Source organism: Streptomyces sp. NPDC001292, assembly GCF_042896465.1.
Classification (GTDB): Bacteria; Actinomycetota; Actinomycetes; order Streptomycetales; family Streptomycetaceae; genus Streptomyces.
Genome location: NZ_JBIAXG010000021.1, coordinates 99,129 through 114,450, shown reverse-complemented (window position 1 = coordinate 114,450; position 15,322 = coordinate 99,129). Strand labels below are relative to the sequence as shown.

Below are 15,322 nucleotides of genomic sequence, written 5' to 3'. Positions count from 1 at the left end.
GGGTCTCGCCCGGGGCGGGGGTGCCGGTCCTGCCGGGAGTGGGCTGTCAGTTGCCCGTCCGGGCGTGCTGCCTGTCCGGGCGTGCGATCCGGCCGGGCGATGCTGCCCGACCGGTGTGTGGTCGTTCGAAGGCCGTCAGCCCGCCGTGCGCAGGACGGCCGCCACGATCGGGCCCGCCGCGTCGCCGCCGTGGCCGCCCTCCTGGGTCATGGCGGCGGCCGCCATGTCGTTGCGGTAACCGGTGAACCAGCTGTTGGACCTGACCTGGCCGTCCACCTCGGCGGAGCCGGTCTTCGCGCCGATGCTGCCGCCGAGACCGGACATCGCCGGGGCCGCGGTGCCGCTGACGGCGGTGCGGTTCATCATCTGCCGCAGCTGGGCGACCGTGGCCGCCGACAGGCCCCGGGCCTGGGCCAGCGGGCGACCGTCGAGCTTGGAGGACACGATGACGGGCTGGCGGAAGGTGCCGGTCATCGCGGTCGCCGTCACCGACGCCATGTTCAGCGGGCTCATCTGGACCTGGCCCTGCCCGATCAGGTTGGCGGCGGTGTCCGGGCCGCCGGAGGCGGGGACGGAGCCGTCGAAGGACGGTATGCCGACCTTCCAGTCGTCCCGGCCGAGCCCGAAGCGCTCCTCGGCCTCCTTGGTCAGGGAGTCCACCTGGACCTCGTCCGCGTACTTCACGAACGCCGTGTTGCAGGACCGGGCGAAGCTCTCCGAGAGGGTGGCGTGCTCGTTGGGCGGCATGTTCTTGAGGTTGTGGAAGGTCTGGCTCTGCCACACCGCCTCGTTCGGGCAGGGTGCGGGACCGGCGGCCGTCGTGATCCCGTTGTCGATGAGGGTCGCCGCGCTGATGATCTTCATGGTCGAGCCGGGCGCGAGCCGGCCGAGGAAGGCCGCGTTGAAACCGTCGGCCCGGTGGTTGGCGACCGCGAGCACCTCGCCGGTGGACGGCTTCACGGCGACCACGGACGACTCGGCATACCGCCGCACGGCCTGCTCGGCCGCCGCCTGCGCACTCGCGCTGAGGGTGGTGCGCAGCTTGCCCGGCCGGCCCTTGGCGAGGGTGATCAGCGGGGTCTCGGCGGCGCCGGTGTCCTCGTGCCGGATGCTCAGCTCGACCGCCGGCTCGCCGCCCGCCTTGTCGCCGTACTTGGCCCGCAGCTCGTCCAGGATCGGCCCGAGCGAGGGGTACTTCTCCTTGGTCAGCACGGCGCCGTCGCGATCGACGGCCTCGATCGGCGGGGACGCCGACTCTCCGGTGACGAGCGTGTCCCCCTTGACCAGGTCGGGGTGGACGACCGAAGGCTGCCAGTCGACCAGCGGCTGGTGGGTGGACACGCCCCGCACGATGCTCAGCCGGCTGTCGTAGGCCAGCGGCTCGGACTTCCCGTCGTACGACACGGTGGCCTTGACCGAGAAGGGCACGGTGGTCCCGGAGGCGGTCCCGGGCGTGATCTTCACATCGGTGATGTGCGCGTCGCGTCCGTAGGCCGTGAGCAACTGCTCGGCCGCCTCGGGGAAGTCCGTGTACGACGCGGCCTCCGCCGCCTCGTTCTTCTCCCAGGCCGCGAAGAACTTCGCCGAGGTCTCCTTCACCTCGTCCCGGCTCGGCGGCCCGGTCCTGGCGGGCGCCGGCCCGCCGCCGGCGACCGTGTCCCCGTTCAGCGCGGACACGAAGTTGTACGTCCCGTACCCCGCCCCGCCGATCATCAGGGCGAACACCCCGCCGACGACGGCGGCCTTGACCCCCTTGCGCATGGAAGCGCTCCCTCCCCGTTGCGGCCCCACCGCACTGTAAGTGGCCGCCGGGGAAACGGTGAGGGCTGTCTTCGAATGGTGTCCGAACAGTGATCAGCCCGCTGACTCAAACCCAGGTATCAAGCCACATACGTGAACGCCAGGAGTCGATGGGGATCGCCGTGCCGGTGTACAGCGGCCAGAAGTAGACGAAGTTCCAGGCGATCAGCAGGAACAGGACGCCCGCGCCGGTCGCGCCCGCGACGCGGCGGGTCTCCGAGGAGCCGGGCGGGCCCACGATCGCGCCGATCAGCATCGCCACCGCCAGGCAGAGGAAGGGGAGGAAGACGATGGCGTAGAAGAAGAAGATCGTGCGCTCCTGGTACATGAACCAGGGCAGGTAGCCGGCGGCGGCGGCGCAGGCGATGGCACCCGCGCGCCAGTCGCGGCGGAAGAACCAGCGCCACAGGACGTACACCAGCGCGGCGCAGGCCGCCCACCACAGCATCGGGGTGCCGAGGGCGAGGACCTCGCGGGCGCACTTGCCGACCGCGTCCTTGGGACAGCCCGCCGTGCCGGGCGAGGGCGACTCGTAGAAGTACGACACCGGGCGGCCGTCGACGATCCAGCTCCACGGGTTGGACTGGTAGGTGTGCGGCGAGGACAGGCCGACGTGGAACTTGAAGACCTCGTGCTCGTAGTGCCACAGGCTGCGCAGCCAGTCCGGCAGAAAGGTGAAGAAGCCGCCCTTGCCGTCGGTCACGGCCCAGTCGCGGTAGTAGCCGCCGGTGCCGTCGGCGGGGGAGCGGATCCAGCCGGTCCAGGAGGCCAAGTAGACGGCGATCGCGACCGGGACCGTGGCCAGGAACGTGATGCCGGTGTCCCGCTCCAGCACGGCCAGGTACGGGTGCCGGGCGCCGGCCACCTTGCGGGAGCCGACGTCCCACAAGACGGCCATCACACAGAACGCGGCCAGGATGTAGAGCCCGTTCCACTTGGTGCCGGACGCCAGGCCGAGCATGACGCCCGCCGCCCAGCGCCAGGGGCGCCACCCCAGGCGGGCCGTCCGGGCCACCCAGTCGTCGGGACGGACCCGTCCGTCGGCGTCGGCGGGGAGGGCGGCGGCGAGTTTCTCCCGGGTCCGGTCGCGGTCGATCAGCAGGCAGCCGAAGGCGGCCAGCACGAAGAACATCAGCACGCCGTCCAGCAGCGCGGTCCGGCTCATCACGAAGTGCAGGCCGTCCACCGCCATCAGCGCGCCCGCAAGGCAGCCGAGGAAGGTGGAGCGCAGGAGGCGCCGGCCGATCCGGCACAGCATCAGCACCGACAGCGTGCCGAGCAGGGCCGTCATGAAACGCCAGCCGAACGGGTCGAACCCGAAGAGCAGCTCGCCGAGGCCGATCACGTACTTGCCGACCGGCGGGTGCACGACATAGGCCGCGTCCGAGGGGATGGGGATGTGCCCGCCGGTCTTGAGGATCAGGTCGTTGGCGTTCTTGTCCCAGTTGACCTCGAAGCCGCGGTGGACGAGCGCCCACGCGTCCTTGGCGTAGTACGTCTCGTCGAATATCACCGCCTTCGGGCTGCCCAGATTCCAGAACCGAAGCGCGCCCGCCACCAGCGTGACCAGCAGCGGACCGCCCCAGCCCGACCAGCGGACGATCCGGTCGGCGAGGTTCCGCGGGATGCCGAGGGCCGCCCACAGGCGCTCACCGGGCTGCGCATAGGGCGGCACCAGACGGTCGACGACACCACTGCCGCCGCTCGCGGGCCCCGCGGAGTAGCCGAAGCGGCGCAGGCGCTGCTGCCACGTCGGCCGCTGGTCGTGCGGGGCCGGGCCCTGCCGGGTGTCCGTGTGGGACGCGGTACTGGTCACCGCGCCATCGTAGGGAACCGTGCTGTGTGAGTCCCGCGCATGGCCGGTACCGGCCGGGACGCGTCCGCCCGCGACGGCACTTGAGAGGATGGGGTGCGTGACTGGAACCCTTGTTTTGGCGGGCACTCCCATCGGCGACGTCCAGGACGCTCCGCCCCGGCTCGCCGAGGAGCTGGCCGGCGCGGACGTGGTAGCCGCCGAGGACACCCGGCGGCTGCGCCGGCTCGCCCAGGCGCTCGGCGTCACCCCGAAGGGGCGCGTGGTGTCGTACTTCGAGGGCAACGAGGCCGCCCGCACACCGGAGCTGGTCGAGGAACTGCTCGGCGGGGCGCGGGTGCTGCTGGTGACGGACGCGGGCATGCCGTCCGTGTCCGACCCGGGCTACCGGCTGGTCGCGGCCGCCGTGGAGCAGGACGTCCGGGTGACGGCCGTGCCGGGCCCGTCCGCCGTGCTCACCGCGCTCGCGCTGTCCGGGCTGCCGGTCGACCGGTTCTGTTTCGAGGGGTTCCTGCCGCGCAAGGCGGGCGAGCGGCTGACCCGGCTGCGGGAGGTCGCGGACGAGCGGCGCACGCTGGTCTACTTCGAGGCCCCGCACCGGCTCGACGACACGCTCGCGGCGATGGCCGAGGTGTTCGGCGCCGAGCGGCGGGCCGCCGTGTGCCGGGAGCTGACCAAGACCTACGAGGAGGTGCGGCGCGGCGGGCTCGGGGAGCTGGCCGCGTGGGCCGCCGAGGGCGTGCGCGGCGAGATCACCGTCGTGGTCGAGGGGGCGCCCGAGAAGGGGCCCGAGGAGATCGGCGCCGAGGAACTGGTGCGCCGGGTACGGGTCCGCGAGGAGGCCGGGGAACGCCGCAAGGAGGCCATCGCGGCGGTCGCCGCCGAGGCGGGGGTGCCCAAGCGGGAGGTGTTCGACGCGGTGGTCGCCGCCAAGCGCGCGGGGGCGTGAGACCTCGCTCACACCCGCTCTGAGCAGGGCGCATCTCTGATGAGCGGGCGCCCCATGGGGCGGCAAAGAGCCGTCCGGGAAGGCAAAGGGACTTCGGCCGTCGGAGGGACCCTTTGGCAAGCGGGGACCAAAACGCCTCCAACACTCCCCAGGCCTTGTGCGTGGCGGACGGCGGAGGAGTTCACTGGACGGCGGGACAACCCTCCCTTTTGCCCAGCGGACACGAGGAGCTGGCGTGAGCGACATCCAAGGGCAGCGGTACGGCCACCGCAGTACGGCCACCGCCGTCGTCAACGAGTCCTATTCCTTCGCCTGCATGAGGTGCGGGCACGGCTGGGAGCAGTCGTACGAGATAGAGCACTACACGGACGGCGACGGCAACGAGTGCGTGCGGTACGTGGCGGACGGCCGTGTCGTGCCGTCCCCGCTGAGCCGGCCGAACTGCCAGAACTGCGACGGTCGCGTCGTCCGGATCATGATGGCCGGCCGGGTGTCGTCCGCGCAGAGCCATCTGCACCGGCACGAGGAGCCGCGGCACCGGCCGGCGGCACCCGTGGTGGACCGGGTCGAGACGTCCCCGCCGGGGGAGGAGGCGGCGGACCGCGTGCAGGACGCCCACACCGGCCACGACGACCACCACTGGCATCTGTCGGACCTGCTGCACCCCTTCCACCGCAAGGCGGGCTGAGGAGCGCCGGCGGACGGCGAACGATGAGGACCAGCCCCTTCCGTAGGATCGGGGCATGCCTTCGAACGCCGACAAGAACGCGGCGCCCCCGCTTCCGGAGCCGCTCCGGATACCGGTCGCCGACTCCCACACCCACCTCGACATGCAGTCCGGCACGGTCGAGGTGGGCCTGGCCAAGGCCGCGTCGGTGGGCGTGACGACGGTCGTCCAGGTCGGCTGCGACGTCAACGGCTCGAGGTGGGCCGCCGAGACGGCCGCGGCGTACGACAGCGTCCATGCGACGGTCGCCCTGCACCCGAACGAGGCCCCGCGCATCGTGCACGGCGATCCCATCGAGGGGGCGTCGCGAAGCGACTCGGACAAGGGTGGTGGTGGGCGACTGGCGGGATGGTCGCGGCAGGGCGCGCGCGAGCCGGGCGGGGACGCCGGGCTGGACGAGGCCCTGGCCGAGATCGACCGGCTGGCCGCGCTGCCCCAGGTCAAGGGCGTCGGCGAGACCGGGCTCGACTACTTCCGCACCGGCCCCGAGGGCAAGGCGGCGCAGGAGCGGTCCTTCCGCGCCCACATCGAGATCGCCAAGCGGCACGGCAAGGCCCTCGTCATCCACGACCGGGACGCGCACGCCGACGTCCTGCGCGTCCTCAAGGAGGAGGGTGCCCCCGAGCGGACGGTGTTCCACTGCTACTCGGGCGACGCGGAGATGGCCGAGGTGTGCGCCCGTGCCGGCTACTACATGTCCTTCGCCGGCAACGTCACCTTCAAGAACGCCCAGAACCTGCGGGACGCCCTCGCCGTCGCCCCGCTGGAACTGGTCCTGGTGGAGACGGACGCGCCCTTCCTGACCCCGGCGCCGTACCGCGGACGGCCCAACGCCCCGTACCTCGTTCCGGTCACGGTGCGTGCGATGGCCGCCGTGCGCGGCATCGACGAGGACACCCTGGCGACGGCGCTGGCGGACAACACGGCCCGCGCTTTCGGCTACTGAGCGCACCCGGAGCGCTTTGGAGAGTGACGGGCGCTCCGCTAGGTTCTGGCCGCGTGAGCGATCTGCGGTACGAGGCCTACGGAACTTACGGCTCTTACGGCGTATACGAGGCATGCGAGAGCTATGAGCCTTACGGGCCGTACAGCCCGTACGAGCAGGACGGCGGACCGTACGAGCAGTACAACCCGTATGCGCAGTGCGACCCACATGTGCAGTACAACCCGTATGTGGAGTACGAGCAGTACGAGCAGCACGGCCCGTACCGGCAGTACGAGCGCGCCGTCGTCCGCGACGACGTGCACACCGCTCAGACGCTGCCGTGCGGGCCCCACGTGTCGCCGTACGCGGACCCGTACCGGCCCGCCTACGAGTCCCTCCGCCGGTCCACCGCCCACGAGCCCACCGAGCCGGTACTGCCCCGGCAGACCCGTCAGGCCGGAAGCGGTACGGGCAGCGGCGCAGGGAGCGGCACGCACCGGGGCGCGCGGCGGCGCGGGGCGCGGTACACGGAGCGGCCGGAGGCGTGCGTGCGCCGGCTGCTGCCCCGCGCGCTGGTCGTCGCGTTCCTGGCGGGCGGGACCACCGCGTTCGTGGCCGAGGACAAGGCGATCGAGCTCAGCGTCGACGGCAGCGGGCGCACCCTGCACACCTTCGCCGACGACGTCTCCGGACTGCTGGCCGACGAGGGCGTCCGGCTCGGGCCGCACGATGTGGTGCTGCCCGCCCCGGAGGCCGCGCTCACCAGCGGCGACGAGATCACCGTCCGCCATGGCCGGCCGGTCCGGCTCACGCTCGACGGACACCGCCGCGAGGTGTGGACGACAGCGCGCACGGTCGAGGAGGCGCTCGGGCAACTGGGTGTGCGCGCGGAGGGCGCGTATCTGTCGGCCGCGCGCTCGAAGCCCATCGGCCGCGCCGGACTCGTGCTCGACGTGCGCACCGAGCGTGCGGTGACCGTCATGGCGGACGGCCGCGCCCGCACCGTCCGCACCAACGCGGCCACCGTGCGGGACGTGGTGGAGGAGGCCGGGATCACCCTGCGGGGCCAGGACACCACCTCCGTGGCGCCGGGCAGTTTCCCGCGCGACGGGCAGACGGTCAGCGTGCTGCGGATCACCGGGAGCCGGGAGGCGCGCGAGGAGCTCATCCCGTTCGCCGTGCGGCGCGCCGCCGACCCGTCCCTGTTCAAGGGCACGGAGGTAGTCGAGCGGGCCGGGCAGCCGGGCGTGCGCCGGATCACGTACTCCGTGCGCACGGTCAACGGCGTGCGGCAGCGGCCGTGGCGCGTGGGGTCGGAGGTCGTGCGCGCGCCGCGGACGCAGATCGTGAAGGTCGGCACCAAGGCGCACCCGCGGTCGGTACGGGGCGCCGACCACCTCGACTGGCAGGGGCTGGCGCAGTGCGAGTCCGGCGGCCGGCCGGACGCCGTGGACCCCTCGGGCACGTACGGCGGCCTGTACCAGTTCGACGAAGGCACCTGGCACAGACTCGGCGGCCGGGGCCGCCCCCAGGACGCCCCGGCGCAGGAGCAGACCCACCGCGCGAAGAAGCTGTACGTGATCCGGGGCGCGAGCCCCTGGCCCCGCTGCGGTGACCGGCTGCGGGGGTAGGCCGGCGGCGGGTGCGGGCGAGCCGTCCCCTGGTGCGCCGGCCTCCGCTTCGGGCGGCCGCGGGCCGGCCCCGGCTCCGGGCGGCCGTGGCAATCGGCTCACCCACGCCCCCGTACCCTTGTGCCGTGAGCAGCCCCGCCCCCGACGCCCTCCTGGGCCCCGCCGACGTCCGCGAACTGGCGGCAGCACTCGGCGTACGCCCCACCAAGCAACGCGGCCAGAACTTCGTGATCGACGCGAACACCGTCCGCCGCATCGTCCGCACCGCCGACGTCCACCCCGAGGACGTGGTCGTCGAGGTCGGCCCGGGGCTCGGCTCCCTCACCCTCGCCCTGCTGGAGGCCGCCGACCGGGTCACCGCCGTCGAGATCGACGACGTACTCGCCGCCGCGCTGCCCGCGACCGTCGCCGCCCGCATGCCGGAGCGCGCCGGCCGTTTCGCGCTGGTCCACTCCGACGCCATGCACGTCACCGAGCTGCCGGGCCCCGCGCCCACCGCCCTGGTCGCGAACCTCCCCTACAACGTGGCCGTGCCCGTCCTGCTGCACATGCTCGACACCTTCCCGAGCATCGAGCGCACCCTCGTGATGGTGCAGGCGGAGGTCGCCGACCGGCTCGCGGCGGCGCCCGGCTCGAAGGTCTACGGCGTGCCGTCCGTGAAGGCCAACTGGTACGCCGAGGTCAAGCGGGCCGGGGCCATCGGCCGCACTGTGTTCTGGCCCGCGCCGAACGTCGACAGCGGACTGGTGTCCCTGGTCCGGCGCACGGAACCGATCAGGACCACCGCCACCAAGCAGGAGGTCTTCGCCGTCGTCGACGCGGCCTTCGCCCAGCGCCGCAAGACCCTGCGGGCCGCGCTCGCCGGGTGGGCCGGGTCGGCCGCGGCGGCGGAGGCGGCCCTGGTCGCCGCCGGGGTCTCCCCGCAGGCGCGGGGCGAGTCGCTGACGGTGGAGGAGTTCGCACGGATCGCCGAACACAAGGAGACCGGTAAGTGAGCGTCACCGTACGCGTCCCGGCCAAGGTCAACGTCCAGCTCGCGGTCGGCGCCGCCCGCCCGGACGGCTTCCACGACCTGGCGAACGTCTTCCTCGCGGTCGGCCTGTACGACGAGGTCACGGTCACCGAGGCCGACGAGCTGCGCGTGACGTGCGCGGGCCCGGACGCCGGCCAGGTCCCCATGGACCGTACGAACCTCGCCGCCCGCGCGGCCCTCGCCCTCGCCGAACGCCACGGGCGCAGCCCCGCCGTGCACATCCACATCGCCAAGGACATCCCGGTCGCCGGGGGCATGGCGGGCGGCAGCGCGGACGGCGCGGGCGCGCTGGTGGCCTGTGACGCGCTGTGGGGCACGAACGCCTCCCGCGACGAACTCCTTGGCATCTGCGCCGAGTTGGGCAGTGATGTGCCGTTCAGCCTGGTGGGCGGGGCGGCGCTGGGCACCGGGCGCGGGGAGAAGCTGCGCCCGCTGGAGGTCGGCGGCACCTTCCACTGGGTGTTCGCGATGGCCGACGGCGGGCTGTCCACCCCGGCGGTGTTCCGCGAGTTCGACCGGCTCGGCGAGGGCACGGACATCCCCGAACCGGTCGCCTCCGAGGACCTGCTGGCCGCCCTGGAGAAGGGGGACACCGCCGCCCTCGCCGCGGCGCTCTCCAACGACCTCCAGCCCGCCGCGCTCTCCCTGCGCCCGTCCCTCGCCAACACCCTCGCGGCGGGTCGCGCGGCGGGAGCACTGGCGGGCCTGGTGTCGGGCTCGGGACCGACGACGGCGTTCCTCGTGGCCGACGCGGAGGCGGCGACCGCGGTGGCTCGGGCCTTGCTCGCGTCGGGGACCTGCCGTGCGGCCCGGGCCGCCGGGTCGCCGGCGGCGGGGGCGACGGTGCTCTGAGGCACTGACGTCTCGGATTCGCTCGAAACCCGTCAGATCGATGTCGGGGCTTGATACCGGTGGGCTCGCGTATTCAACTGTCGTGTAATGGTCCGTCGGCAGTCTTGAACAGTGACTTTGAGTGACGAGGTCGGGGGCGTTGAGTTCGGGCAAGCGGTGATGTGTTGGTGGAAGACGGCAGGCTTCTGCGGCAGGTGCGCAACGGCTGGCTGTGTGGCCGCTCTGTAGGCTGATCTTGCGATTCGACGAGGGGAGTCCGGGGTGGAGCAGCCGTTGAGCATCGCGGTGGCGCAGCCGAGGTGAGACCGACGCCAAGGATCTGTCGGGCCTCGTGGGGCGGCTGACGGGGCGTCGGTCGCGGGACCGCTCCGAAGTCGTCCCGCGGACAACGCCCAGCTCGGGGTCCCACTCATCGCCAAGGGTCGGCCGCATGCGCCACAACCCAGCCAGGGGTGGGCCCGTGGAGACGGCGAAAGACCCCGCCTCTACGATGGACCGATGGCGTCGATCAAGCAGTTCCAAGTCACCTTCGACTGCGCAGAACCTGAGCGCGTCGCTCGCTTTTGGTGCGAGGTGTTGGGGTACGTCGTACCGTCGCCACCGGAGGGGTTTGCTACGTGGGACGATTTCGATCGCTCGCTGCCGCCTGAGCGGCAGGGTTCAGCGTTCGCCTGCAGTGATCCCTCAGGCGTGGGCCCGCGACTGTACTTCCAGCGCGTTCCGGAAGGCAAGGTCGTCAAGAATCGGCTGCATCTTGACGTGCGAGTCGGCACCGGGCTCGTGGGTGAAGAGCGCCTGGCCGCACTTGAGGCCGAATGCGCACGACTGGTCGCGCTCGGCGCGGTACGCGTGCGACTACTGCTCGCCGATGGCGACAACGAGTCGTGCCTCCTGATGCAGGACATCGAGGGCAACGAGTTCTGTCTGGACTGAGTTGCCGCGAACGTCGGCGCCTTCGCGAGTCGACTGGTGCAGTTCGCCATCACGAGGGTCGCCGTCCCACGGTGCGCCAACGGTCCTGATCCAGAACCACCCTTCGCCGTCCACGAGCAGGGACCGGTACGGGGTGGACGCCGACCGCGTCAACGGCATCGACGACGACCAGCTGAGGGTGATCCGGACACTGCTGGGCACCCTAGTGCTGATCCGCCGGCCCGCCGACGCCCGGCGCGGCCCGCGGCGGTCCGAGGAGGTCCGGCCCGCCGCAGCCGCCCGCAAGCGCCTGCGCCGGGCCGGTGCCGGGCATCCCGACGCCCCGGTGGGCCGGGCATCCCGACGCCCCGGTCCGCTGCATCACCCTCCGCCAGTCCATCCGCCCCGCCCTCGACGACGACGGTGGGGCCCGGGACGCCGCTGGCCGCGTCTACCGCCACCAGTGTTCGTACGCTCCCACCGGCGCACGTATCCCGACCAGGACGACCCGAGCGGCTACTCCCGCAAGTGGGTGGGCCCCCGCCCGGTCACCCCCGCCGGGTGCGAGGACGCCCGCCATCCTGGGCAGGGAGCGGGTCGCCGGCGTCCTGCGCCGCTGACGACCCGTCGCCGGGCGGCCGGTTCACCGATCTGGTCATCACAAAGAGTGACCGTCCCTTTGCGCACCGCCCCCTGCCCGCGAGGCCCTACGCTAGAAGGCTGACCGACCCCCGCGCACAGGAGTGAAATGGCCGTCAACCTGGTCAATGTCGAGAACGTCAGCAAGGTGTACGGCACGCGCGCCCTGCTCGACGGTGTCTCGCTCGGTGTGTCCGAAGGGGACCGGATCGGGGTCGTCGGGCGCAACGGTGACGGCAAGACCACGCTGATCCGGATGCTGGCCAGGCTGGAGGACGCCGACACCGGACGGGTCACGCACTCCGGCGGACTGCGGCTCGGGGTGCTCACGCAGCACGACTCCCTCGACCCGGCGGCCACCGTCCGCCACGAGGTCATCGGGGACATGGCCGACCACGAGTGGGCGGGCAACGCCAAGGTCAGGGACGTCCTGACCGGACTGTTCGGCGGGCTCGACCTGCCGGGCTTCCCCAAGGGCCTCGACACCGTCATCGGGCCGCTGTCCGGCGGTGAGCGGCGGCGGATCGCGCTGGCCAAGCTGCTCATCGAGGAGCAGGGCCTGCTCGTCCTGGACGAGCCCACCAACCACCTGGACGTGGAGGGCATCTCCTGGCTCGCCCGGCACCTTCGCGAGCGCCGCTCCGCGCTGGTGTGCGTCACCCACGACCGGTGGTTCCTCGACCAGGTCTGCACCCGGATGTGGGACGTGCAGCGCGGGGCGGTGTACGAGTACGAGGGCGGCTACTCCGACTACGTCTTCGCCCGCGCCGAGCGCGAACGCATCGCCGCCTCCGAGGAGGCCAAGCGGCAGAACCTGATCCGCAAGGAGCTGGCCTGGCTGCGGCGCGGCGCCCCCGCCCGCACCTCCAAGCCGCGCTTCCGCGTGGAGGCCGCCAACGAGCTGATCAAGGACGTGCCGCCGCCGCGGGACAGCAGCGAGCTGATGAAGTTCGCCTCCTCGCGGCTGGGCAGGACCGTCCTCGACCTCGAGGACGTCACCGTGCAGGCCGGGCCCAAGGTGCTGCTCAAGCACGTCACCTGGCAGCTCGGGCCGGGCGACCGGGTCGGCCTCGTCGGCGTCAACGGCGCCGGGAAGACCTCCCTGCTGCGGGCCATGGCGGACGCCGCCCGCACCGAGGGCGAGGCACAGCCCGCCGCCGGGCGGATCGCCGTCGGGAAGACCGTGAAGCTCGCCTACCTCTCCCAGGAGGTCGCCGAACTCGACCCCGACTGGCGGGTCCTGGAGGCCGTGCAGCGGGTGCGCGAGCGCGTCGACCTCGGCAAGGGGCGGGAGATGACCGCCGGGCAGCTGTGCGAGACGTTCGGCTTCGGCAAGGAGAAGCAGTGGACGCCGGTGGGCGACCTGTCCGGCGGTGAGCGGCGGCGGCTGCAACTCCTGCGCCTGCTCATGGACGAGCCCAACGTGCTCTTCCTCGACGAGCCCACCAACGACCTCGACATCGAGACCCTCACCCAGCTCGAGGACGTCCTCGACGGCTGGCCCGGCTCGATGATCGTCATTTCCCACGACCGCTTCTTCGTCGAGCGCACCACCGACACGGTGTACGCGCTCCTCGGCGACGGCACGCTGCGGATGCTGCCGCGCGGCATCGACGAGTACCTGGAGCGGCGGCAGCGGATGGAGCAGCAGGCCGCGGCCGCCGCCCCGGCCCCGGCGCCCGCCGCCGAACAGGCCGCGCCCGAGCGGAGCGCCGCCGAACTGCGCGCCGCGAAGAAGGAACTGCAGAAGATCGAGCGGCAGTTGGACCGCATCTTTGAGAAGGAGTCCACGCTGCACGCGCGGATCGCCGAGAACGCCACCGACTTCGCGAAGGTAGCCGAACTCGACGCCGAGCTGCGTGGGTTGGCGGGTGAGCGGGAGGAACTGGAGATGCGCTGGCTCGAACTCGCCGAGGAAGCTTAGCGGTACGGACGGGCGCGTCACGGGCGGGCGCACGCCCCGTGTGAACGGGGCGTGGTGGTTTTCTGGAGGGTAGTTCCCCCGGGCCCGCCACGCATAACGGGCGCGTCACGGGGCGGTCCTCCCTTGGGAACAGGGGCCGATGTGGGCCGGTGGCGGGCGGGTTGCGAGTGATAAGAATGAGCCGTCCGGGGACTTTCCCGGACGGCTCTGGGTGCGTCGAGTACCTCAGGGCGTGGCTAAAAAGCAGTGATTGAGGGGGAAGCGCGCTGATGTCTCAGCCGCCCAGCCGGCCGCCCCAGGGCGGCTTCGGAGCACCGCAGGATCAGCCGCAGCAACCGCAGGACCAGCCGCCGCAGTCCGGCGGCTTCGGGCCCCCGCAGACCCCGCCGGCGCAGGGCGGCTTCGGTGCTCCCCAGGACCCGTACCAGGCCACGCCCCCGCCCCCGGCCCAGCCCCCGCAGACCCCGCCCCCGCCCGCGGGACCGCCGCAGCCCCAGCCCGGCTACGGCTACCCGCAGCAGCCCGGGCCCTACGCCCAGCCCGGTCCCTACGGAGCGCCCGCCGCGCCCGGCCCGTACGGGCAGCCGCAGCAGCCGGGGCCGTACGGGCAGCAGCCCGGATACGGCTATCCGCAGCAGCCGCACTTCGCGGGCGCGCCCGGCACCCCGCCCCCCGGCGGCTCCGGCAGCCCGTTCAAGGGCAGGACCGCGGCCATCATCGGCGCCGCGGTGGCCGCCGTGCTCGTCGTCGGCGTCACCGTGTGGGCCGTCAGCGGCGACGACGGCAAGAAGCCGGTCGCCGAGGCGAGCGGCGACGCGAAGCCCTCGAAGTCCGGCTCCTCCGACGCCCCGGTCAACCCCGGGGACGGCAGCGGCGACGGCAAGGGGGAGGCGGAGGACCTCAACGCGGGCCGCAAGTCCGGCGAGGCCAGGGTGCTCTGGTACAAGGAGGCGCCCGCCGCGCCCGGTGGCGGCGCCGAGGCCCCCGGTATGTGGATCACCGGCAAGACGGCGGTGAAGGCGGCGTACAAGCAGGTCTTCGCCTACAACGTCGCTGACGGCAGGCCCACCTGGGAACCGATCACGTTCCCGGAGAAGATCTGCGCGGTGACACCGCAGAAGACGGCCGACGACAAGGTGGTCGTGGCCTACATGAGCGGCAGCAGCGACCGCGCCAAGTGCAACCAGCTCCAGCAGATCGACCTGAACACCGGGGCGAAGGGCTGGACCGTCAAGGTCGAGGACGGCGAGCTGTTCGACAGCACGCTCAGCATCGAGATGACCGTGGCCGGCAAGACGCTGATGGTGGGCCGCTCGCAGTCGGGCACGGCGTACGACGTCGACAGCGGCAGGAAGCTCTTCGACAAGCGGCGCTACGGCCAGGCCTGCTTCCCCGGCGCCTTCGCCGGCGGCGCCCGGCTGCTCTCGGTGTCGTCCTGCGGGGCGGGCGGTTCGAACGAGCACGACGAGGTGCAGGAGCTCGACCCCGCCACCGGCGCGGTCAGGTGGACCAAGAAGATTCCCAAGGACTGGTCGGTCGAGCGTGTCTACTCCGTCGACCCGGTGGTCCTGTACTCGGTGGACAAGGACAAGAAGCACTGGAACATCTCGACGCTGAGCGGCGGCGCCATCCGTTCCCAGGTGGACACCAAGGCGAACTTCAACGCCCAGTGCGGCTGGGCCGTCCTCGCCCGTAACCTCCAGGGCTGCCAGGCCGTCGCCTCCGACGCCGAGACCCTCTACCTGCCCACCGACGTCACCACCGGCGCCAACGAGATCGTCGCCCTCAACCTCGCCACCGGCAAGGAGAAGTGGCGCGTGAAGTCCCCGACGGACACCTCGATGATGCCGCTCAAGGTGGAGAACGGGCAGCTCATCGTGTACGTCGAGCCGTCGTACGACGCGGGCGGCCAGATCGTGTCCGTGGCCACGGCGGGCTCGGCCCACACTCCGGTGAAGCTGCTCCAGAACCCGGAGGGCACCGCGTCGATCGAGAACGGTTTCTACTCGCGGGCCGTCGACTGGGTCGACGGGCGCTTCTACCTCTCCACCACCCGGCTGCGCGGAAAGGCCGACACGAAGGAGAAGCTGATGCTCGCCTACGGCAAGTGAGCCCGG

The 15,322-nt window shown here is 72.2% G+C and carries 11 protein-coding genes; 9 read left to right on the top strand and 2 right to left on the bottom strand.

All coding sequences use genetic code 11. From position 1 onward, the window contains the following. Positions 1 to 135: 135 nt before the first annotated feature. Together ACFY4A_RS22525 and ACFY4A_RS22520 are read right to left on the bottom strand one after the other, a co-directional pair. Positions 136 to 1,761, bottom strand: coding sequence for a penicillin-binding transpeptidase domain-containing protein (locus ACFY4A_RS22525; protein WP_390831155.1), 1,626 nt, complete (start codon positions 1,759 to 1,761; stop codon positions 136 to 138). Between the two features lie 106 nt (positions 1,762 to 1,867). Beyond that, entirely contained in the window at positions 1,868 to 3,616 is a 1,749-nt protein-coding gene (locus ACFY4A_RS22520; protein WP_390831154.1) for a dolichyl-phosphate-mannose--protein mannosyltransferase, read from the bottom strand. Positions 3,617 to 3,713: 97 nt separating this feature from the next. Between ACFY4A_RS22520 and rsmI the strand changes: the two genes are divergently transcribed. The 9 genes from rsmI to ACFY4A_RS22475 all read left to right on the top strand — a co-directional run bounded on the left by rsmI (position 3,714) and on the right by ACFY4A_RS22475 (position 15,316). Further along, positions 3,714 to 4,562, top strand: coding sequence for a 16S rRNA (cytidine(1402)-2'-O)-methyltransferase (gene rsmI / locus ACFY4A_RS22515; protein ID WP_390831153.1), 849 nt, complete (start codon positions 3,714 to 3,716; stop codon positions 4,560 to 4,562). Positions 4,563 to 4,797: 235 nt separating this feature from the next. Further along, positions 4,798 to 5,250, top strand: a complete 453-nt coding sequence (locus ACFY4A_RS22510; protein WP_390831152.1) for a hypothetical protein — start codon at positions 4,798 to 4,800, stop codon at positions 5,248 to 5,250. A 55-nt stretch (positions 5,251 to 5,305) separates the two neighbouring features. Continuing rightward, positions 5,306 to 6,235, top strand: a complete 930-nt coding sequence (locus ACFY4A_RS22505; protein ID WP_390831151.1) for a TatD family hydrolase — start codon at positions 5,306 to 5,308, stop codon at positions 6,233 to 6,235. A gap of 209 nt (positions 6,236 to 6,444) precedes the next feature. Continuing rightward, positions 6,445 to 7,845: a ubiquitin-like domain-containing protein gene (locus ACFY4A_RS22500; protein WP_390831184.1), complete on the top strand. Its 1,401-nt coding sequence runs from the start codon at positions 6,445 to 6,447 to the stop codon at positions 7,843 to 7,845. Positions 7,846 to 7,970: 125 nt separating this feature from the next. Next, a complete protein-coding gene (gene rsmA / locus ACFY4A_RS22495) occupies positions 7,971 to 8,840 on the top strand; it encodes a 16S rRNA (adenine(1518)-N(6)/adenine(1519)-N(6))-dimethyltransferase RsmA (protein WP_390831150.1) in 870 nt (289 codons plus the stop codon). Next, positions 8,837 to 9,730 carry a 4-(cytidine 5'-diphospho)-2-C-methyl-D-erythritol kinase gene (locus tag ACFY4A_RS22490; RefSeq protein WP_390831149.1) on the top strand — a complete coding sequence of 298 codons (894 nt, stop codon included), beginning with the start codon at positions 8,837 to 8,839 and terminating at the stop codon, positions 9,728 to 9,730. The genes rsmA and ACFY4A_RS22490 overlap by 4 nt, the downstream gene beginning before the upstream one ends. A 498-nt stretch (positions 9,731 to 10,228) precedes the next feature. Next, positions 10,229 to 10,663 (top strand): VOC family protein, encoded by a 435-nt coding sequence (locus ACFY4A_RS22485; RefSeq protein WP_390831148.1) that lies wholly within the window; start codon positions 10,229 to 10,231, stop codon positions 10,661 to 10,663. A gap of 727 nt (positions 10,664 to 11,390) precedes the next feature. Beyond that, positions 11,391 to 13,205, top strand: a complete 1,815-nt coding sequence (locus tag ACFY4A_RS22480; protein WP_390831147.1) for an ABC-F family ATP-binding cassette domain-containing protein — start codon at positions 11,391 to 11,393, stop codon at positions 13,203 to 13,205. A gap of 269 nt (positions 13,206 to 13,474) precedes the next feature. After that, positions 13,475 to 15,316 (top strand): PQQ-binding-like beta-propeller repeat protein, encoded by a 1,842-nt coding sequence (locus ACFY4A_RS22475; protein ID WP_390831146.1) that lies wholly within the window; start codon positions 13,475 to 13,477, stop codon positions 15,314 to 15,316. Positions 15,317 to 15,322: the final 6 nt, after the last annotated feature.

Coding starts and splice junctions, on each gene's coding strand:
- ACFY4A_RS22525 (WP_390831155.1), bottom strand. CDS start 1,761: ATGCGCAAGGGGGTCAAGGCCGCCGTCGTCGGCGGGGTGTTCGCCCTG.
- ACFY4A_RS22475 (WP_390831146.1), top strand. CDS start 13,475: ATGTCTCAGCCGCCCAGCCGGCCGCCCCAGGGCGGCTTCGGAGCACCG.
- ACFY4A_RS22485 (WP_390831148.1), top strand. CDS start 10,229: ATGGCGTCGATCAAGCAGTTCCAAGTCACCTTCGACTGCGCAGAACCT.
- ACFY4A_RS22505 (WP_390831151.1), top strand. CDS start 5,306: ATGCCTTCGAACGCCGACAAGAACGCGGCGCCCCCGCTTCCGGAGCCG.
- ACFY4A_RS22480 (WP_390831147.1), top strand. CDS start 11,391: ATGGCCGTCAACCTGGTCAATGTCGAGAACGTCAGCAAGGTGTACGGC.